Source organism: Rheinheimera metallidurans, from assembly GCF_036983985.1.
Lineage (GTDB): Bacteria > Pseudomonadota > Gammaproteobacteria > Enterobacterales > Alteromonadaceae > Alishewanella > Alishewanella metallidurans.
Genome location: NZ_JALAHQ010000001.1, coordinates 22,560 through 42,612 on the forward strand (window position 1 = coordinate 22,560; position 20,053 = coordinate 42,612).

The 20,053-nt window shown below is 44.8% G+C and carries 15 protein-coding genes; 6 read left to right on the plus strand and 9 right to left on the minus strand.

What is annotated here, in order from left to right; genetic code table 11:
• Positions 1 to 160 precede the first annotated feature (160 nt).
• The 3 genes from MN199_RS00150 to MN199_RS00160 are packed head-to-tail and all read left to right on the plus strand — an operon-like array spanning position 161 to position 4,281.
• Positions 161 to 2,212: a tetratricopeptide repeat-containing diguanylate cyclase gene (locus MN199_RS00150; protein WP_335738017.1), complete on the plus strand. Its 2,052-nt coding sequence runs from the start codon at positions 161 to 163 to the stop codon at positions 2,210 to 2,212.
• Between the two features lie 60 nt (positions 2,213 to 2,272).
• The gene (locus MN199_RS00155; protein WP_335738018.1) at positions 2,273 to 3,901 is read left to right on the plus strand and encodes a S41 family peptidase; all 1,629 of its coding nucleotides are present in this window, start codon (positions 2,273 to 2,275) and stop codon (positions 3,899 to 3,901) included.
• Entirely contained in the window at positions 3,901 to 4,281 is a 381-nt protein-coding gene (locus MN199_RS00160; RefSeq protein WP_132581164.1) for a hypothetical protein, read from the plus strand. Before MN199_RS00155 ends, MN199_RS00160 begins: the two co-directional genes overlap by 1 nt.
• 18 nt (positions 4,282 to 4,299) lie before the next feature.
• On the opposite strand, the gene MN199_RS00165 is transcribed toward MN199_RS00160, so the two are convergent.
• The 6 genes from MN199_RS00165 to MN199_RS00190 all read right to left on the minus strand — a co-directional run bounded on the left by MN199_RS00165 (position 4,300) and on the right by MN199_RS00190 (position 13,787).
• Complete coding sequence (locus MN199_RS00165) at positions 4,300 to 5,040, minus strand: endonuclease (RefSeq protein ID WP_335738019.1); 741 nt, start codon at positions 5,038 to 5,040, stop codon at positions 4,300 to 4,302.
• Positions 5,041 to 5,108: 68 nt separating this feature from the next.
• On the minus strand, positions 5,109 to 5,609 hold the full coding sequence (locus MN199_RS00170) for an Mpo1 family 2-hydroxy fatty acid dioxygenase (RefSeq protein WP_132581168.1): 501 nt from the start codon (positions 5,607 to 5,609) through the stop codon (positions 5,109 to 5,111).
• A 107-nt stretch (positions 5,610 to 5,716) separates the two neighbouring features.
• The gene (locus tag MN199_RS00175) at positions 5,717 to 8,920 is read right to left on the minus strand and encodes a DEAD/DEAH box helicase (protein ID WP_132581170.1); all 3,204 of its coding nucleotides are present in this window, start codon (positions 8,918 to 8,920) and stop codon (positions 5,717 to 5,719) included.
• Between the two features lie 123 nt (positions 8,921 to 9,043).
• Positions 9,044 to 10,690, minus strand: coding sequence for a FimV/HubP family polar landmark protein (locus tag MN199_RS00180; protein ID WP_335738020.1), 1,647 nt, complete (start codon positions 10,688 to 10,690; stop codon positions 9,044 to 9,046).
• An 18-nt stretch (positions 10,691 to 10,708) separates the two neighbouring features.
• The gene (locus MN199_RS00185) at positions 10,709 to 11,500 is read right to left on the minus strand and encodes an outer membrane lipoprotein-sorting protein (protein ID WP_335738021.1); all 792 of its coding nucleotides are present in this window, start codon (positions 11,498 to 11,500) and stop codon (positions 10,709 to 10,711) included.
• On the minus strand, positions 11,493 to 13,787 hold the full coding sequence (locus MN199_RS00190; RefSeq protein ID WP_335738022.1) for an efflux RND transporter permease subunit: 2,295 nt from the start codon (positions 13,785 to 13,787) through the stop codon (positions 11,493 to 11,495). The genes MN199_RS00185 and MN199_RS00190 overlap by 8 nt, the downstream gene beginning before the upstream one ends.
• Before the next feature lie 186 nt (positions 13,788 to 13,973).
• On the opposite strand from MN199_RS00190, the gene MN199_RS00195 reads away from it, so the two are divergent.
• Positions 13,974 to 15,476 carry a YifB family Mg chelatase-like AAA ATPase gene (locus MN199_RS00195; RefSeq protein WP_335738023.1) on the plus strand — a complete coding sequence of 501 codons (1,503 nt, stop codon included), beginning with the start codon at positions 13,974 to 13,976 and terminating at the stop codon, positions 15,474 to 15,476.
• Here MN199_RS00195 and pyrC read toward each other — a convergent pair.
• Positions 15,473 to 16,504, minus strand: coding sequence for a dihydroorotase (gene pyrC, locus MN199_RS00200; protein ID WP_335738024.1), 1,032 nt, complete (start codon positions 16,502 to 16,504; stop codon positions 15,473 to 15,475). The two genes, MN199_RS00195 and pyrC, sit on opposite strands and share 4 nt — an antisense overlap.
• Before the next feature lie 152 nt (positions 16,505 to 16,656).
• On the opposite strand from pyrC, the gene MN199_RS00205 reads away from it, so the two are divergent.
• Positions 16,657 to 16,809 (plus strand): hypothetical protein, encoded by a 153-nt coding sequence (locus MN199_RS00205; protein WP_165907361.1) that lies wholly within the window; start codon positions 16,657 to 16,659, stop codon positions 16,807 to 16,809.
• Here the strand turns inward: MN199_RS00205 and MN199_RS00210 are convergent.
• A complete protein-coding gene (locus tag MN199_RS00210; RefSeq protein ID WP_132581182.1) occupies positions 16,806 to 18,002 on the minus strand; it encodes a multidrug effflux MFS transporter in 1,197 nt (398 codons plus the stop codon). The genes MN199_RS00205 and MN199_RS00210 overlap by 4 nt on opposite strands.
• 139 nt (positions 18,003 to 18,141) lie before the next feature.
• Between MN199_RS00210 and MN199_RS00215 the strand changes: the two genes are divergently transcribed.
• Entirely contained in the window at positions 18,142 to 18,816 is a 675-nt protein-coding gene (locus tag MN199_RS00215; RefSeq protein WP_335738025.1) for a DUF3334 family protein, read from the plus strand.
• Here MN199_RS00215 and MN199_RS00220 read toward each other — a convergent pair whose 3' ends face one another.
• Entirely contained in the window at positions 18,817 to 20,043 is a 1,227-nt protein-coding gene (locus MN199_RS00220; RefSeq protein WP_335738026.1) for an ATP-binding protein, read from the minus strand.
• Positions 20,044 to 20,053: the final 10 nt, after the last annotated feature.

Here is a 20,053-nt window from a genome sequence, read left to right on the forward strand (position 1 = left end):
GCGGTTATAAATAGCTGTAAGTTCGTACAGAATGAAAATAATCTGCAAATGCAGCCGTAAGACAAGAAATACTGTGTTTTGCCGAAAAAGTGTGCAATATCGGTACTTGTCAGGTATGTTGGTAAAAAAATATTAAATGCAAAATTAGGTATAACGCTACATGGCTTATTTTCGTCTAGCTTGGTTCTATAGCGTCATTTTTACCAGTATTTTACTGTGCTTGCCCGTAACTGCGACTGACGTTGATACTAAGCTAGAACAAGCACTGGATCGTTATATTCAACTTACTGATAAAGATGATGAAAAAGCTGCACATACCTTATTACAGCAGTTAGCTGAAACTAATAGTGATACCCCGGCAATAAAAAGCCGTGTAAGACTATTAAGCTATTTACTTACTGAGGCCTTTGATCTTAATGACAATACAAAGATAAACGTATTGTTGCAACAGTTGTTACAGCTGAGTGAAGTAACCGAAAACGCAAACGCTTTAGCAGAAATTTATGCTACGGAGCTGGAGTTATTATTACTGCAGAATAAGCTTGATGATGCCATTATTAAAGCGGATTTGCTTGAGCGCGTACTGCTAAGTGCAACAGATTTGCGCCAGCGTTACTACGGCCATAATGTATTAGGTCGGTTATACAAAGCTGATAGTCAATATGAACAAGCCTTGCAGCATTTTATTAGTGCTATGGATATTGTGGCACAAACTGACGATAGTTTTACGCTGCGTCGCCGTGCCTTTCTTAATTTCAACATCGCACACGTACACGCCGAGCTAAAAAACTGGCCGCAGGCTGCGCAGTTAGCTGAAGAGTTAGTAAATGATGCGATTAAATATAAAAACGTTAACTTTCTTCCAGAACTCTATTTATTACAGGGTTATATTGCTGGTTCAGCGGGCAAATATGACGATGCCATTAGCATTAACAAAAGAGGCTTAGCCGCTGCGTTAGAAATTGGCCGTGAAGGAACGGCTCTAACATTTGAAAATAATATGGGCGTCGGTTATATCGAGCTTAAGAGATACGACGAAGCGAATGTGGTTTTACTGCAAGCACAACAACGCGCGGTTAAGTTAAAGGATGAATCTAGCCAACAGCTTATTAAATTAAATTTGGGCTTTATTCTTGTCATGGAAGGACAGCATAAGTTGGGATTAGAGCAGATGCAGGCTAGCATGCTTTATTTTAGTAAGCATGCAGCAAAAGTAGAATACGAGCCCTATTATACGGTATTGGCCAGAGCTTACGCTGCCGCGGGCTTATATCAACAGCAAGCTGAAACACTGGTTGAGCAAATGGCGTTGCGTGAAGAGATCCGTTCAACCGATAGAGAAGCTCGCCTGAACGAACTGCAAAATCGTTATGATACTAAAGCCAAAAGCCAGCAAATAACCATTTTAGAACAAGAAAATAGCTTAAAAGCGCAACTGATTGAAAATAAGCAGTTACAGCAAAAACTCATGTTTCTATTGGTGCTGCTAATTCTCTTTGCTGCGGTTGCGCTATTGATGTTGTATCGCAAGGTGCGCCGGTCAAATCAAAAATTATATGAAACCAATAAGCAGTTGGCATTTCAGTCACAGCGCGATCCACTAACTGGGCTATATAATCGGCGTGCGTTGCAGCAGCACATGCAGCTGCGCAGCCAAAAGCGGCGAGACCAAGATGCTAGCTTAACAGGCTTGCTGTTACTGGATATCGATTTTTTTAAGCGTATCAATGACCATTATGGTCATAGTGTTGGCGATGCAGTGTTAATTGAGTTAAGCCAGCGCTTGCTAAAAACATGCCGAGAGCATGATCTCGTTGTGCGCTGGGGTGGTGAAGAGATTTTACTGGTATTAGAACACTTAGTACCTGATCAATTATCGAGTTTTATTGAGCGTATCTTACAAATAATCACAGCGCAGCCAGTAATATTTGAACAGCACAGTATTAGTGTGACCGCTAGTGGTGGTTTTATTCATTTACCCTTTGCTGGGGTAAGTGAAGAACTGCTTGGTTGGGAAAAGGTAATGCAGATTGTTGATATGGCACTTTACTTGAGCAAGGCGAATGGCCGTAATCAGGTGTGCATGATAAATGGTTTAAAGGTGAGCTTTAGCCAAGCCGAAGCCTTGTTAAGTAGCGATTTAGGCGGAGCTATTCGAGCCGATATGTTAGATATAACTAGAGTTTCAGGCCCTGGCGGTGCGGTAAATTAGTTATGCCATTGTTTTATATCTATTATATTAATTTCTTATTTGCAATTTGGAGTGGCGAAGGTGTTTTTAGCAAATAAAGCCATATTAACTGCGGCAATACTGAGCCTGCTACTTGCTGGATGTGGTGGCGGTGGTGGGCTCAATAATGATATTAACAACGGTTCTGGTAGTACGGGTAAAGTTACTTATGTCCCCGGAGTGTATGGCCCAGAAGCTGATTTTAAGAATTTTTGTGCGATACCAAGAAAAGGTATAGATCCCTATACCAATGCGGCATACCCAGATAAAGCCGGCTCTAAGTTACACGAGCAGTTATGGCTGCGCTCATGGAGTAATCGCACCTATTTGTGGTACCGAGAGTTGAGCGATGTTAACCCTGCGGGTTATGGCGTTATTGACTACTTTGCTCAATTAAAAACCAGCGGTTTAACCGACTCTGGCGCACAAAAAGATAAATTTCACTTTGCAGAAAATACGGCTGACTACTTACAACAAACTGAAAGCGGGGTGGAATCAGGTTATGGTATTAGTTGGTCTTTAACCAGTAACGTACCGCCACGTAAACTGACAGTCGCCTATATTGAGCCTAATTCGCCAGCAGCGGTTGCAGGCGTAAGCCGTGGTGATGAAGTGCGCTTTATTGATGGCGTGAGCTTTGTTAATGAAAATTCGACAGACGCACTCAATAAGTTGATTGCGGGCTTATACCCTATGTCTGCCGGTGAGCCACATCAATTCGTCATGGAAAAAGTTAATGGTGCCAATGTTACGTACAATATGGTGTCGGCTGATGTTGAAATTATGCCGGTACGAAATGTTTCTGTATTAAATACCGATATAGGTAAGGTGGGCTATTTGGTATTTAATAGCCATATTGCCTTAGCCCAACAACAATTGATTAGTGCGGTTAAGCAATTTAGTGAAGAGAACATTGCCGAGTTAGTTATAGATTTACGCTACAACGGCGGAGGTTTGTTAGCGCTCGCCTCGCAGCTTGGCTATATGGTTGCCGGTGATAACGTTATTCAAAACCGGTTTTTTGAAACAATGCAATTTAATGATAAATACCCAAATACTGATCCTATTACGGGGGCAAGATTACAGCCAGTACCATTTTACGACGTAGTTATTGACTATGACAGAGGTGTAACTACGCCTCAAGCACTGCCAACGTTAGGTTTAAGTCGAGTATTTGTTATTACTGGTGACGGCACCTGTTCTGCCAGCGAAGCCTTTATGAATGCGTTACGCGGCGTCGATGTAGAGGTTATTCAAATTGGTGAAAATACCTGTGGTAAACCCTATGGCTTTTACCCAGTAGATAACTGCGGCACAACATTTTTTACCGTACAGTTTTCTGGTATTAATGCCAAAGGCTTTGGTGACTACGCTGATGGCTTTACACCAACTGAAACTCCCTTGTACGAGTCGGATATTAAAGGCTGCGCGGTAGCTGATGATTTTAGCCATGACTTAGGCTCGCAAAGCGAAGCGCGTTTAAATACAGCGCTGTATTATGCTAAACATGAAAAGTGTCCCGTCGTTGCGTCAGTTACCCAGCTGAACCGCAGTGGCGCTAATCGTCTGTTAGCCACATCAAGTGCAGAGCCTGTGGTCGAATTTAAATTAAAGCCGCGTAATCAATTATTAGATAATCGTATTAACATGCCAATTAAGCCTTTGGAGTAATGATGAAAAAAATCGCATTAGTCAGTGGTGCTATGGTAATACTAGGTTGTCAGCATCTGAGCTTACAGGCAGAGCCTGCGGTGCTAAGTGCGGTGAATGCTGATGTGAAATTGCAATTACAGCAACGCATTATTGAGCTAATTGGCGGCGCACCGGTTAAGTTGTCTGATACCGTACTAACGCGTAATAACATATTAATTATTGAGCAAGCCGTACTGCGCGATAATGCTGGTTTGCCCATTATGGGACGGCATCACCAGCTGTCTAACCGCTTTAGCTTGTGGTTAGATGCTGACGGCTGTTGGTTGCAACACGATAGCAGTGAAAAAAGGGTAGTATTAACTGGTGTAAGCTGCACGGCGCTGCAGAGTAAATCTTAATACTAGTCATTGCCGATGTTAATCGGCAATGACTACACCATAACCGCTATTTTGATAACCTAGATACCATTCTTTTTCGCCGCTAACAAAGGGATTGTTATGCTGCATATCTTTAGCAATGCGTTGGTTTAATTGGGATTCTTCAGCAGTTACTGGGTCTAGTTTATGCCAGGCTAACATTAGTTTTTGCTGGCTATGTGATAACGATAAGTTATATTTATCGGCCATATAAAAATAGATGCGGGCAATATCACCGCGAATATTGGCACTGGGCTCAAACACTTTTTGCTTAAAATCAACTTTAATAGCGCAAGCGCCGTGCTGTGCCGCCGCGCTAGGTAACATGCTAAAGCGGTAGTTGCTGCGGTCGCCATTTACTTCGCCAATTGCTGGTTTTAGGTTATATAAGTCGGCTTCCATCGCGCGAAATACGCTATCCGTTTTCACGCAATTTTTACGGCCACCATTTTGCCAGCATTGGCGCTGGTGGCCAAAGTGGTAAGCGGGCATCACATGCTCCCATTCAACCCGATTTGCACGGTCAGTATTTTTACGTACTTGATAACCACAACTGGTTAAATCGAGCACCGCCTTTTTACTCTGCCAGCTAATATCGCAGCCGCAATAAAAGCTTTTGGTGGTAGGGGAGTAAATTAATGAGGCTAATTTCTTGGCCTGAGCAAAATTTATTGGCGCACCAATGCTGGCGCTAACAAAAAACAGCATTAAGCTGCTAAATAACAACGATAATAATTTCATTCACTACCACTTACTTCAGTGAAAATACCTTTCGATAATGTACAGGCTAACGCTGAACAAACGCTGATTTAATGCATTTTTCCGGCTATGTTTTCAATATCTTGCTGCAATGCTTTACGTAAACCGAGTTCGAAGCCTAGCTCTGCTACGATAAATAATGGGCCAACAATAAGGCCAACGGCGTCATCTACAAAAGCAGGCTTTTTGCCTTCATAGTAATGACCAATAAATTGCAATATCCAGCCAATGGCAAACAGGCTAATGGCACTGATAAGCCAACTATTAAACGGCTGAGCTGAAATATAATACGCGATGGCTAAACAGAGGCTATTAAATAGCAACATGGCGAGGCCAAAGCGCAAATCGAGGCGAAAATAAAATAAACTAGTGGCTAGATATAAAAGTAATGCCGGTGTAATAACAACGCTAGCGAGAGTTAGTAACGGGATACTAATAAAGCTGTAAATCGCCACCACAATTAAGGGAATGCCAATATAGTGGGTAAGTAGGTTACGCTTATCACGATGATAACGCGCATATTGGCCTAAATGTTCAGTTAAATTTTTCATCAATTACCACCTGCAACGTTAGCCCAATTAAGCATAATATAGAGCCTAAGGTGTGTGTGGCTGGCGGTCAATGAGACACTTTGTTGCTGGTGTATATAAAATGTAGCTCATTCTGCGCTAAATAATGCCAGTAGATCTTCTGCTTTACCCTGCCATGGTTGGCCTTGGCCTCCAGCAAACAGCTGATCGGCCAGTTGTTGCTTATGTTGCTGTAGTAATTGCACTTTTTGTTCTACAGTATTGCTGGCAATTAATTTGTAAACAAACACATTTTTCTGTTGGCCAATACGATGTGCGCGGTCGGTAGCTTGCGCTTCTGCTGCTGGGTTCCACCACGGATCATAATGAATAACCGTGTCGGCGGCGGTGAGGTTTAAACCTGTTCCACCGGCTTTTAAGCTAATTAAAAATACCCGAGTCTCACCATTTTGAAAGGCATCAATCTGCTGCTGGCGGTGTTTAGTTTGGCCGGTTAGTTTGCTGTAGGAAATACCCAGTGCGTTTAACTCGTCTTCTATTAACGTTAGCATGCTAGCAAACTGGCTAAATAATAGTATGTTGCGACCTTCTTCTAGCATTTCTGGCAAGGTGTCGCGTAGCCATTGCAGCTTGGCATTGCTGCGTACTGAACGTGCATGTTCAACTGGCACTAGGCGGGCATCGCAGCACGCTTGGCGTAGCTTTAATAAGGCGTCAAGAAACAGAATTTGGCTAGCGGCAACACCTTTTTGAATAAATAATTCGCGTACTTTAGTTTCCATAACTAAGCGGATGCTTTCATACAGGTTACGCTGATCGCTTTCTAGTTCTAATAGCTGAATAATTTCGGTTTTATCTGGTAATTCAGCTGCAACTTGGGCTTTAGTGCGGCGAAGCATGAACGGCGCTATTCTTGCTTTTAGCGCGTTTGCTCGTTCGGTGTCGCCGTGTTTTTCTATCGGTTTGCGATATACCTGATTAAAGTGGGTATCGTTGCCGAGCAAACCTGGTAATACGAAATCAAAAATCGATTTTAGTTCGCCTAAATGGTTTTCTAGTGGTGTGCCTGATAACGCCAGTTTAAATTGGGCTTTTAATTGGCGCACCGCTTTGGCCGCTAAGCTACCGGCATTTTTAATATGCTGAGCTTCATCAAGAATAATCGCGCTAAGTGGCTGACTTTGATAATACTTTTGATCGCGGACTACTAGTGGATAACTGGTAACAATAACGTCGTAATCACCAAGTTGATTAAACAGCGGCTGGCGTTTATTGCCATGTACTTGCAATACTCGTAGCTGTGGCGTAAAGCGTGCCGCTTCTACTAACCAGTTACCTAGTACACTGGTTGGGCAAATAATTAAGGCGGGTTGCGTGAGCTCGCCGCGTTGCTTTAATGACAACAATAAACTTAATGTTTGTAGCGTTTTGCCCAGCCCCATATCGTCGGCCAGAATGCCTCCAAGACCAAATTCACGCAAAAAGCTAAGCCAACTTAAACCTTGTAGCTGATAATCACGTAACGATGCTTGTAAACCATCGGGCACATTACATGGCGTAATGCCGTTAAAGTTATGTAATGAAGCACTTAAACGCTGCACCCGTTGAGCATTTAAATATTGAATATCTTTTGCTGATTCTGGCGGTAATAAAGCGGCTTTAAATGCCGGCAAATCTAAACTGAATTGTGGTTTGTTCGGGTTTAATAGCTCAACAATGGTATCAATAAACGGTTGAATAAGTTTTAGCGGTAACGCAAGTTTGCCCTGTGGCAAAGATAGCCAAATAGGCTTGTTTGCATCCGGTAGGCCATGCTGGCGCAGCCATTGGCTGATCAGTGGCAACAACGGTACCTGAGTGCCATCAATATCTACTTGTATTGCTAGGGCAAAGCCACCAACCGCGTTGTCTTGTACTTGCAAGTACGGGTTATGGCTAAGAATATCGAGGTTAAAGTTGTCATCTTTCGCAATATGCCAGCCTTGCTGCTCTAAAGTTGGTAAAGCGTCTAGCAGCGGCTGCCACAGGGTTGGGTTATCTGGGCCTTCTCCTACGCCAAAACCACTATGCTCGCTATAAGGTGGGGCTAATTGCGGCAACTGTATTAGCTGCAATGCTAATAGGTGCTCTAATGCCGTTACTTCAGTGGTGCGGTTACGTTTTACAAATACCGTAATACCGTCTTGCTGCAGTTCGGTTTGTGCTGCGGTTAAATTTAGCGGCAGCAAATAACTTTCATATTGAAACTGCAAGATAGCGGTGGGCTCGCTGCGCCCACGCACTTTATGCGGGAGCATTTTTAACTGTAGAACTGGTCTCGGCTTGGTTTTAACTTGCTTTAAGCCAGCGGCTGCTGGCAATGGCAGACTAGTTTGGTTAAACAGCTGTTGTAAACGGCTAATACTTGGCATTAATGCTTGTTGTGGTATTGGCGGCATTTTATTCAATAGCTTAAGCTGTTTGCTGCTAAGGTTGGTGTCTAGCTCGCCGAGTTCGTAATAACTGGTATCTAGATAATATGGCGGGTCGGTATACACCAGCTCAAACTCGCGCTCGCTATCATCTAGTTGCCAAATTAACTGTTGGCCTGCTTTGCTTTCTTGCCAAGCAAATTGCAGGGCTCGTTTGGGCCCCTGCTTTACCGGATAGCGCGCTTCAGAAAAAAAGCAGCGCCCGCTAGCGAGTAATTGTTGCAGTAATTGATGGCCCCAATCACCCTCTAATAGTGGCAAATCGCGTAAGCTTTGTGCGCGAAAATAGCTGAGTAAGCGGTAGTCTTGTTGTTCTATCCAGTGCGGAATAACCGGCGATACTAAGTCGTATTTGCCGATACTAACGCCCTTGGTGTAGCCGCCTTTTTTGCTATTTCGTACTCGGCGAGGGCTAAGTTGTAAGCCTGCCTGACCATAAGACAGCAGATAGAGTACGACATCTTTTTCGTCCTGTTCTGGTGTCATGGCTTGCTGAACTTGATCAAACCATTGGTTTAACTGCCGCACGGGTTGTTGTTCTAGTTGTAGTTTATTTTGCTGATAGTCGCGCTGCAGGCGCAATAATACGGCGAGTACGTGTTTACATAGCGCGCCAACTGGGCAGGTGCAGCGATTTTGTAGCTGCCAACCATCATTGCTGGGTTTAAGGCTAATAAACTGGCGGTATGGCGTAAAAGCAGCGCCCCAAACTTGAGCACTGATCTCAGATAAATCACTGTTATATTCTAACTTAACCACTTTGCCGGCTTGTAAATAAGCCTGTGCACGATGAAAGGTTACAGCGTCAAACCAATGTTCAAGCTGTTGCTGGCTAAGTGGAAACGCAGTATCGATAGTCATAACGCCTAGATGCTAAACACAAAGGCGTAATGCTACCGTAGTTTTGCCTTAAGCTATATGCACAGCGCTAAAATAAGCTGATTTTCTGTAATTAATTGACGGATCGACTCTTACTCGCGGTAATTAAAAATAATAGTCGATACTAAGCTGCAGGTAGTCGTCGTGCCGAATAAAGTAAAGTGCCTCTGTGGGCTGTTGGCTTTGAAATAGCCAAGCATCAAACCTTAGTCTAAGGTTGCTAGTTAGACGCATTGCAGCTTCAATTTTCGCACTTCTACTGTCGCTATTATCTAAGTCTTGTACTAAGCCAAGTAGAATTTCGCTACCCGCTGCGTCGTTTGCAGCAAGGCGGGCACCTAAAAATAGATCGTTTTGTCCCAATACCGGTGACAGTGTATTTCGGCTGTCATATTGGTATTCAGCTATCCAGCCAACATCCCAGCTACTCTCAAATAAACCAACTTGTGTGTATTCAAAGCCAAGCGTACTGGCGATAAAATCTTGCTGTCGTGTTTTACGGTATATAGCTTCAAGCTTCCAAATCCAGCTACCGCTAATCAGCTGAGTTTCCAGCCCTAACTGTTGCATTTGCAAGTATAAAGGCTGCAGCTGGCCTTGCGCTGTGGGTGTAAATAAGGGCTCGCGGTTATTGCCTTCAAAATAACTTAGCGCAATATCTAACTCGTCAAATTGTCTGCTCCAACGCAGGGCAAAATCGAGATTTTTCTCGGCTTGCGCTGACTCGTATTCTGTATGCTCAGTAGCAAAAGGCAACGGCGGCCTTAGGCGACCGTCAACACCGGCTAAGGTGCGCTCACGAAAATACGGCAATAGGTAAAACGACAGCGTGCCGGCGTCACCATATAGGTTCCAATTTAGCATCGGCTGACCTAGCTTGGTTTCGCCATCAATAGTCGCGACTAGGTCAGTTTGGTTAATAACATCAACTAGATGCTGAGATTCCGTGACACCCCAAAACACAATATCGACACCGGCTTTAACATCGAAACCGTCGCCAGCGTACTGCCAATAAGCTTGGCGTACATCAATTAAATTGCGCTTATTGTCGGTTTGATCCCAGCGCAAAAAAGGTTCTAGTGCTAGCTGATGTGTACGGTCATTACTTTGCCAAACCCATTCTGCACTTAGGGCCACGCTGCTATTCGTGTTACGTTGCCCTTGTTCGCCTGATGTGGGGTAAAAGCGCTGTTCTAGGCTTAGCGTGTAAGCTTGGTTTAATGCGCTAAGCCAATGCTCTGGTGCAGGTATAGTCTCTGGTGTGTTTAAGACTGGCGAGATAGGGTATATCTTGTTAGCTAAGCTTTCAGTTTGGGGTTTTGTTGATGAAGTCGCGGCTGTAGCGGTTGTTTGCTCGTGAGCTAGCGCCGGTGTAATAGCCGCAGCTTCAGGTTTTTTTACAGTGTCACTATTTACTTTAGCGAGAGTTTTACCGCTTCGGCTTGGTTTTGCCGCAATGGCCTGATGGTACCACTGTCTAGCTTTAGCCTCAGATATTGCCAGCATTTGGCTGCGTTCTGGCACGGTTAGCTGACTACCAAGGCGCAGCGCATTAATATTTGCATCAGTAAAAGCGTCGGGATTGGCCTGCCACAGGGCGTAAACTACCTGCACCATTGCCACTTGCTCATCGGGCCTAGCTTGAGTGGCAAGCTTCCACAACGTGTCTGCAGGTTGCACTGGTGCTAACGGTTGCGGTGCGGCATGAGTTAGCGTGGTGATAAAAGCTAGGCTAGAAATGAGTAAACGCATAAGTTAATCGTCCTGAAACTAGCGTATGCGCTGCAGTGCGTTAGTATCAAAATCTGCAGCAGTGCGACCGGTGTTAAAGCTGATTTTATGAATGATTAAATCAGTACTTTTAGCAGTTTGATGATTAACCATATTCAGCTTATGCGGCCGCCAGTATTTATCTAAATAGAGTTGGTAATCTTGCAGCGTTAGGGTTTTTAGCAGGCTGTGCTTTTTATCATAAAACTCAATTTTTTCTGGCTGATAGTATTGTTGATTAAGCCATACCACGCTTTTGCTATAGCCTGAGTATTCATCTGCGGGCGTTTGTTCGATGACAAAGCAGGTACTATCGCCGCAGGCTTCGTCACGCAAATAGTTAAAATGAAACTTAGCTATTTCAAACGAGCTTAAATCTTCATAAGCAAATTCGCTACCCATAAAGGGGCCGGATTTATTGCGTGACGCAATGCGTTTTACGCGTTTTAATGCAGGTAAGTACAACCATTGATCATCTTCGCTTGACGGATGAGAGTGGTTTAAAAATGCTGTGCCACGCACGTCGCGCGGCTCATCAAAAATAGTTAAGCCTTTATCGCCATCGTCTGGCATTTCTAATGCTGCGGTGCGCATTTCTCGCTTGCTTTCTGCGCCGGCGGCATTGCGTAACACCATAGTCGTTAGACTTTCGCTGTCGCCCCAACCGGCGTCGCGGCTTTTACGCTCTTTGGCAATAGCCAGCCCTTTACCTTCATCGGCGCTAGCCAGCGGTGTGAGTAAACTTAGCGCTAAACTCAGTAGCACCAGAGGGGTAATAATGGCATTACGCATAGTTTTTACTTTCCTTAGTATCAAATTTGAGTAAAAAGGCCGGTAGAAATAAGAAGTCGACTACCAGCGCAGCAAAAATAATAATGGCCGTTAATAAGCCCATGTCGGAATTGAGATGAAAGCTAGATAACATTAGCACACTAAAGCCGATTACCAGCACCGCGGTGGTGATCCACAATGCGCGGCCGACGGTGTTGAACGCATAACGCACCGCTTGCTCAGCGTTTTGGCCTTCTTTGCGCGCATATTGGTATTTGGCCAAAAAGTGCACAGTATCGTCGACCACAATACCTAAGCTTAAGCTGGCAACGATAGATAAGCCTAAGTTAACCTCGCCGGAATACCAACCCCAAATACCAAAACCAATAGCGGCAGGCGCAATATTTGGCAGTAAGCTAATAAAGCCCATACGCCAAGAGCGCATGCTAAATACCAGTAACAACGAAATAAGCACTAATGCCAGCGGCAGGGTTTGCAGCATTGACGCCATATTGCGCTCGCCAATATGACCAAATATCAGTGCGGTACTGGCGGCGCTAGCTGAATATGCTGGATAATGCTCGGCTAGGTAGGTGAGTGCATGCTGCTCAAAGGCAGTAATTTCTTTACTACCGATATTTTTTAACGCCACCGTAATGCGAGTGGCGCTTTTATCCACATTCAGCTGGTTGTTTAAATCGAGCCCATAGGGTAGCGACATTTCATACATCAGCAGGTATTGCGCGGCTTCGTCTTGGGCTGTCGGCACTCGATAATAGGCCGGATCGCCGCCATGCATATTTTGATTTAAGCGTTTAAAAGTATCGCTAATACTATTAACGTGCGCCACTTCCGGTTGTTGCATTAACCACTGGCCAAATTGGTCTATTGCGTTAATAAATTCGGGCTGATTAACACCGCTGCTTTGCCCGCTATTGATCACAAAATCGATTGGCATTGATGCCGCGAGGTGCTGATCAAGAAAGTCGATGGACTGACGAAATTCAGTCCGTGTTGAAAAGTACTTTACGGCTTCGTCATTTACGGTATTTAGGCTAATTAGGCTGGCAAAACCGACCATTATTAGCAACATGCCGGGAAACAGCGCATTTTTACGATGAATAACGAAGCTTGCTAAAGCGTTCATAACGGTGTCTTGTTGTTCTTCTGTTTTGTTGGCTTGAATTGGCAGTACGTATAGCAGTGCCGGTAATGTCACAATACTAAATAAGCACGCCAGCATCACACCAACCGCGGTCATGTTGCCAAGGTCGGCCAGTATTGGCACTTCAGAAAAATTTAGCGTTAAAAAACCAATAGCGGTAGTCGCGCTAGTAATAAACACCGGCCCTAAATTACGCTGCATGCTAAAGCTAATGGCGTCTTTTTTACTGTCACCACGACCAAGTGCAAACTGCATTGAGGCAATAACGTGTACACAATCGGCCACCGCCAAGGTCATTAAAATAGTAGGTACGTTAACGGTTGCCGTACTTAAAAATATACCCGCCCAACCGGCTAAGCCCAAGGTGCTGGTAATGGCGATAACAATAACAATAACGGTAGCCAGCGCGCCTAACGCCGAACGCAGTAACGCTGCCAGCATAATAACAATAACAATAAACATAATGGGAATTAGCGTTTTGGCATCATGCTCAGCTTCATGGGCAAAGGCATAATTCATGGCAATAACGCCAGATAAGTGAAAGTTTATCTGTGGATAGCGCGCACTAAAGTCAGCCTTTAGCTGCTCGGCAAACTTATAGGTATCAAATACTTCTTTATTTTTGTCTAACTCTGGTAGCTGCACGGTAATGTTAATTGCCGCAAGCTGGCCATCTTTGGCAATTAGGCGGTTAACTAAAGTAATTTCGTTTAAGGCAACGTGGCGAATAGTGGCGATTTTAGCAGCATCGAGCTGGTTGGTGTTTAGTAGCAAATCTTCTACTAGTAAGTCGTCTTCATCTGCTTGGGTGTGTTGAAAATTAGTTATGGAGTCAACACGAATAGAATAGGGGGTTTGCCATGCTGCATCGGTCATTTGTTTGATGAGAGTTAACACCTCTTTATTAAACACCGAACCTTCAGCAGGTGCGATGCCTATTAGGATGTTGTCAGTTTTATTAAACTCGTCTTGCATCCGCTCAAAAGCCAACAGCTGCGGGTTATCGTCGGCAAAAAATATGCGAAAGTCACCGCGAAAATACAGTTGGCTTATACCGCTGCTCATTAGCACGACGAGTAATAGCGTGCTAAGTAATACCCACCACGGGTGCTTTAGCACCAAGCCTAACCAACGTTCTCGCATAGGTTACTCCAAAACTTATTTTCATTAGCCAGACCAGTAGCTTAGCTTAAGCTAACGGCAACCATATACTGTGTTATCCAGTGTAGTCTATCTATTTAATAGTCGATAAAACAATTATCTAACCTTGCCAATAATTAACATTATGCTAAACATTAGTTATCATTTCCTAGCTTTAGCGGAGACAGGATGTCATTAGCTGTTGTGTTTAGCCGTGCTCGGCATGGTTTAGAAGCACCGTTAGTTACTGTTGAAGTGCATATTAGCAATGGTTTACCGGCGTTTCAGTTAGTGGGCTTACCAGAAACTTCGGTTAAAGAATCGCGTGACCGTGTGCGTAGTGCGATGGTTAACAGCGGCTTTGCTTTTCCCGATCGAAAAATAACCGTAAATTTAGCGCCTGCCGATTTACCTAAAGAAGGTGGCCGGTTTGATTTACCCATAGCACTGGGCATTATTGTCGCATCCGGGCAGTTGGCGGAAAAAAGCCTGCAGGGTTATGAGTTTTGTGGCGAGCTAGCACTGTCGGGTGAAATACGGGTAATTGTCGGCGAAATACCGGTTGCTATTGCTTGTCGTGACGCCGGCCGCGAGATGGTACTACCTATGCTCAATGCGCAGCAGGCCCAGCAAGTACCTAATGTAGCGGTGCATGGCGCTGATCATTTATTGCAAGTGCACAGTTTTTTGCTGGCGCAACAAGCGTTACCCGCTATACCGCCTTTACCGCAACGCGAAGTTAAACAACAACCTGATTTAGCTGATGTAAAAGGCCAAGCCCATGCCAAGCGGGTATTAGAAATTGCCGCGGCCGGCGAGCATAATTTATTAATGCTGGGCCCTGCCGGCACCGGGAAGTCGATGTTAGCGCAACGCTTGCAAGGTATTATGCCACCATTAACTGAGCAAGAGGCCTTAGCTACTGCTGCTATTTATTCTATCGCCGGTTTACAACGTAATTTAACCGATTGGCAGCAACGACCATTTCGTAGCCCGCACCATACTAGCTCCGCCGTGGCATTAGTGGGTGGCGGATCGGTGCCACGGCCGGGTGAAATTTCGCTATCACATCACGGCATTTTATTCTTGGACGAGTTGCCAGAGTTTCCGCGAAAAGTGCTAGACGTGTTAAGAGAGCCTTTAGAAACTGGTGTGGTGCATATTTCTCGTGCCGCCAGGCAAGCCGAATTTCCAGCGCAATTTCAGCTGGTGGCGGCATTGAACCCCAGCCCGACGGGGCACCATCAAGATGGCCGTGCCACACCAGAGCAAGTTATGCGTTATTTAAACCGCTTATCAGGGCCGTTTATTGACCGTATAGAACTGCAAATTGAAGTGCCGTTGCTGCCAAAAGGTATGTTAAGTCAGCATACGCAAGAGGAAACCAGTGCCAGTGTGCGCGAGCGAGTGCTGGCAGCAAGGCAGTTGCAATTAGCGCGACAAGGCAAAGCTAATGCCCGTTTAACCGGTTCAGAGCTAGCTGAGTTTTGCCCCTTGCAGCAGGCGGATGCGCAGTTTTTAGAGGATACCATCCATCGCTTTAAATTGTCGGCGCGAACCTATCATAAAATTATTAAGGTGGCACGCAGCATTGCTGATCTACAACAACAAAGGCAGATCAGCCGCGCACATTTAATGGAAGCCCTCAGTTACCGCGCATTAGAACGGCTGCTGAGTTATTTGAAAAACTAAACGAGTTTCCAGTTTAAGGTTTCGCCAGCATAAAACGGCACTATTGGTTTACCGTTAGGTAGCGTAATGTCAGTTGGTACCTGCCATTGTTGTTTTTGCAGCGTGATAGTGCCTGTGTTGCGTGGTAAACCGTAAAAGTCAGCGCCGTAGTGGCTGGCAAAGCCTTCTAGCTTATCTAGGCAACCTAAGTCATCGAAAACCTGCGCGTACAACTCAATTGCACTATGGGCACTGTAACAACCAGCACAGCCACAGGCTGACTCTTTACGATGTTGCTCATGTGGTGCAGAGTCAGTGCCCAAGAAAAACTTAGCTGAGCCAGAGGCGACAGCAGCGCGCAAGGCTTCTTGATGGCTGCGACGCTTTAATACCGGTAAGCAATAGTTGTGTGGCCTAACGCCGCCCACTAGTAAGTCGTTACGATTAAGCAATAAATGCTGTGGCGTAATGGTAGCGGCTACATTGGCTGAACTACTGGCAACAAAACTAGCGGCATCAGCGGTAGTAATATGTTCAAACACGACCTTTAGTGTAGGTAAGCGCGAGACGATATGCTGTAAATAACGGTCGATAAATATTTTTTCGCGATCAAATATATCGATATCGTGATCGGTTACTTCGCCGTGCACTAACAGCAACATGCCGTGTTCTGCCATTGCTTCAAATACCGGATACAGGCTTTCTAGCGCACTTACTGCGTCGTTAGAATTGGTAGTAGCACCTGCAGGATACAACTTAGCGGCAACGACGCCGGCGGCTTTTGCGGCAACAATGTCGGCTTCACTGGTTTTATCGGTTAAAAATAGCGTAATTAATGGCTGAAATTGGCTGTTGGCGGGGCGCGCAGCTAAAATTCGCTCGCGATAAGCCACGGCCATGGCGGCATTGGTTACTGGCGGTACTAAATTGGGCATAACAATAGCCCGAGCAAACTGGCGAGCAGTGGCTGGCACGGTTTCTAACAGCATATCGCCATCACGAAAATGTAAGTGCCAATCGTCTGGAGTCTGAAGGGTTAGGGTAGTCATGCATAGGCTCCTGCGGGCTATTAAAAATAAAGTTAATAAACAAACGTATTGTAGCAATTAACTGCAGCGGGCGAAATTGGCGCGTGATGTATTCGTGAGTTTTGCTACACTGTGTAGCGACTAATTAAAAGCATACAACTTAGGAGTGTAAGATGAGCGATTTCGATTTTGACCTTGAGCATTTAGATTTTGCCGCCGCCGAGCAAAATGTAGAACGCCAACAACAAGCCGAATTTGAACGCGTCGACGCACCACAGTTTGGTGACGAAGACGACGAGTGTAGTGGCGGTGCTTGTAAAATTTAGCTCGCGGCGTTGGCTTGTGCTTTTACGATAGCTTTTTGCCAGAACTGACTTACCGCAATGCATAGCACGCCTACTAGCATAAGTAGTGAAAAGGGGAGTGCTGTACCATTGTCAAATAACGCCAACAGTGGTCCTGCTAAAGCGCCAATACCAAAGCGCAAAGTGCCAATAACTGCAGTAGCCGTGCCGCTATTTTGCGGAAATTTCATGATGATCATCGCATCAGCATTAGTGGCAATTAAGCTTAAGCTTGCCATCAGCGGCGCGATCGATAGCACAGTATAGACCAGCGAGAATTGCCAAAAATTAAACAAGGTTAAAGCGCTTGCACTAATAATGGCTATCACTAGGCCAATGCGCAGCATATGTTGTGGCCCGCGCCGAGTAACTAGCCTGCTGTTAATGAAATTAGCTAACATTAGCATGGCCACGTTAAAGCCAAACAGTAGGCTAAACTCTTGTTCGTTTACGCCAAAAAACTTGATATAAACAAAAGGCACTGCGGTCAGAAAGCAAAAAAATGAGAATGACGCAAACATAGAGGTAGCAATGTCTGGCCGCGCAGATTTATTGGAAAATACTACTTTATAACCAGACAAAAAGGTCGGCTTTGCCACCGTTTTGTCGCGCGGAATTTCTGGCAAATAACGCCAGCTCATTAGCAATACTATTACGCCATAACCGGCCAGTGTGACAAAAATCATCTGCCAGTTTGCCACCCATAGTATACCGCTACCTATGGCCGGTGCTAATAGTGGTGCTAACATCATAATCATCGACACATAGGACATACCTTTGGCGGTATGTTCTTGGTAGATATGCCGAACTATGCCGGGCACAACCACGGTTGCTGCTGCGCCGCATAAAGCTTGCACCGCACGTAAGGCTAAAAACCATTCGATAGAATTGACTAAACTTAGTGCGATACTGGCTAATACAAAGCCGGTTAGGCCGAATATAGCCAGAGGCCGACGGCCTAAGCTATCTGCCAGCGGGCCGCACACCAGCATGCTAACACCAAAAAACGCGAGAAAAATGCTGAGCGACTGCTGCACCATACCGATGTTGGTATTTAACTGTTCGGCCATAATTGGCATAGCAGGTAGGTACATGTCTATTGCTAGCGGCGTGGTAGCAACAACGGCGGCTAATAATATAATAATCCAGCCAGCGGGTTTGTTGGGCATTGTCATAGTCTCTTGAGTTGCTGGCGCGTCATGATACGCGGTTTTATCTATCGCTGCTAACTAGTAGCGGTAAAATGTAGGCAAAATAGCGTTAACATGCGGATTGCGCGTATACTAAGCTTAATCAGGAAGTTGGAAACCGATCATGAAAAAAACCAAAGTTATAACCACCGACGAAATATTGCTTACGCTGTGTCAGTCGGTAAGTAGGGTGCTGTCTGGAGCCGGTAATAGTAACGTTGCTTACTCGCCAATGGTTCAGAAAATACAAAAAACTTGTTTACGGCCTGATCTGGGTTGCTTCGTATTATTTGATGGCGGCTTTTCAGGCTTAGTCATTATCAATTTTACGGCACAAGCCGCGATGGAAATTTATAAAAAATACCTAATGAGCATGGGTATGCCAGAACATGAGTTAGCTCAGTTTCATACATCGGACGAAGTTGGCAACGTGATGGGTGAGTTGATGAACCAGATTGTTGGTGATTTTACTAATACCGTTCGTTACGAATTGCAAACGTCTATTAATCAAAGTCAGCCCAAAATGATGGCGATTAATAAGCAGGTACAAATTTTAATTAATACGCAGCTCGATCAGCCACAGGCAAGACGAGTAACCTTTAGTACGCCCGAGCACAATATTTTTTATTTAGAACTCGCTATGGATAAAACTGAGTTTATTCAGTTACATGAATTCGACAAAGTTGAACAAGAAGATCCCGATGATATTTTGGCGAATGCGCAGCAATATACCCCAGCAAATACGGTGACGGCGGATGCTGAAGTGGATGATGATTTTCTTAAAACCTTAGGTTTATAGTTAATGATTAACATGGCGCTGAGGCAGCAGTAACACAAAACGTGCGCCGCCCAGTGTCGAGTTGGTAATGCTAATTTTACCCAGATGCCACTGCGTTACTCGCGCAACTATGGCTAAGCCTAAACCAAAACCACCCGCTTGTTTATTACGACTAGCATCAATACGAAAAAATGGTTTAAGAATATATTGGCGCAGTTGCTCGGGTATTCCTGGGCCGTCGTCTTCTACTTCAATTTGCCAATACTGCTTATGCTGGCTTAGTGTTAAACTAATGTGCTGCACAGCATATTTTTTGGCATTAACTAGCAGATTTTGCAACGCGCGTTCAATATAATGACCATCACCATGCAACATAGCTTGGGCTGGCAGCGTTAAATAAATGGGTGCGCCGGGTAATGGGGTGAGCTTTTCTTGCACGTTAGTAATTAATTCGGTTAAATTAATTTGTTGCATCTGTAGCGGTAACTGTCCGGTTTCTAAACGCGCATAGTCTAAGATCTCATCGACTAAGTGTTGTAACTCTTTAACATCTTGCAGCATTAGCTGCTTTTCTTGTGCGGGTAATTGCTGCGCCATTTCTAGCGCAAAGCTTAACCGTGCAATAGGTGTTCGAAGCTCATGTGACACCGCTTGTGTCATTTCTCGTTGTAGTTTTAATAAGTCGCGAATTTGCCCACTCATATACTGAAAACTATCGGCAATGGGCGCAATAAAAGACCGTGCCGGTAAATATAAGTTGGTATCAGTGTTAGTGCTAAATTGCTGTAGGCTATGCTGTAAGCGCCGAATATCGCGTGCTACCGGCCATAGCCACAGTGCTATAGCGACGGCAAGTAGTATAAAAAATAGTAGAGTAAACCAGGTAGCACCATCGTTTTGTATCAGCGGCAATGGGCCAAGCCGCCATAACTGATTATTAGCAAGATAATAAAAATACACTTGTTCTTCTTCAAACAAGCTCACTACTTTACCCTGTTGTAATAGGCTTAACTCTGCTGGTAGCCAGCTAATACTGTCAGTTGGCAATGCGATGATATTTAGCGAAACTGTGCTTGGCCAAGTAGCAACCGGTTGCTGTAACTGCTGCTGCAATAGCGAGGTATAGCTTGTTAACCAAGGCGGCTCGGCTGCAGGTTGCCATTGTTGCCACAGTTGTTCTACGGCCCAACCCGCTGCCAGCAGCACGATAAAAATAAATAGATAAAAATGCCAGAATAGGCGCTGCATAATTAGCTGA

Bases quoted from the DNA above. Each gene is read 5' to 3' on its own strand.
- MN199_RS00150 (WP_335738017.1), top strand. From the start codon at position 161: ATGGCTTATTTTCGTCTAGCTTGGTTCTATAGCGTCATTTTTACCAGT.
- MN199_RS00160 (WP_132581164.1), top strand. From the start codon at position 3,901: ATGATGAAAAAAATCGCATTAGTCAGTGGTGCTATGGTAATACTAGGT.
- MN199_RS00165 (WP_335738019.1), bottom strand. From the start codon at position 5,040: ATGAAATTATTATCGTTGTTATTTAGCAGCTTAATGCTGTTTTTTGTT.
- MN199_RS00170 (WP_132581168.1), bottom strand. From the start codon at position 5,609: ATGAAAAATTTAACTGAACATTTAGGCCAATATGCGCGTTATCATCGT.
- MN199_RS00175 (WP_132581170.1), bottom strand. From the start codon at position 8,920: ATGACTATCGATACTGCGTTTCCACTTAGCCAGCAACAGCTTGAACAT.
- MN199_RS00180 (WP_335738020.1), bottom strand. From the start codon at position 10,690: ATGCGTTTACTCATTTCTAGCCTAGCTTTTATCACCACGCTAACTCAT.
- MN199_RS00185 (WP_335738021.1), bottom strand. From the start codon at position 11,500: ATGCGTAATGCCATTATTACCCCTCTGGTGCTACTGAGTTTAGCGCTA.
- MN199_RS00190 (WP_335738022.1), bottom strand. From the start codon at position 13,787: ATGCGAGAACGTTGGTTAGGCTTGGTGCTAAAGCACCCGTGGTGGGTA.
- MN199_RS00195 (WP_335738023.1), top strand. From the start codon at position 13,974: ATGTCATTAGCTGTTGTGTTTAGCCGTGCTCGGCATGGTTTAGAAGCA.
- pyrC (WP_335738024.1), bottom strand. From the start codon at position 16,504: ATGACTACCCTAACCCTTCAGACTCCAGACGATTGGCACTTACATTTT.
- MN199_RS00205 (WP_165907361.1), top strand. From the start codon at position 16,657: ATGAGCGATTTCGATTTTGACCTTGAGCATTTAGATTTTGCCGCCGCC.
- MN199_RS00210 (WP_132581182.1), bottom strand. From the start codon at position 18,002: ATGACAATGCCCAACAAACCCGCTGGCTGGATTATTATATTATTAGCC.
- MN199_RS00215 (WP_335738025.1), top strand. From the start codon at position 18,142: ATGAAAAAAACCAAAGTTATAACCACCGACGAAATATTGCTTACGCTG.
- MN199_RS00220 (WP_335738026.1), bottom strand. From the start codon at position 20,043: ATGCAGCGCCTATTCTGGCATTTTTATCTATTTATTTTTATCGTGCTG.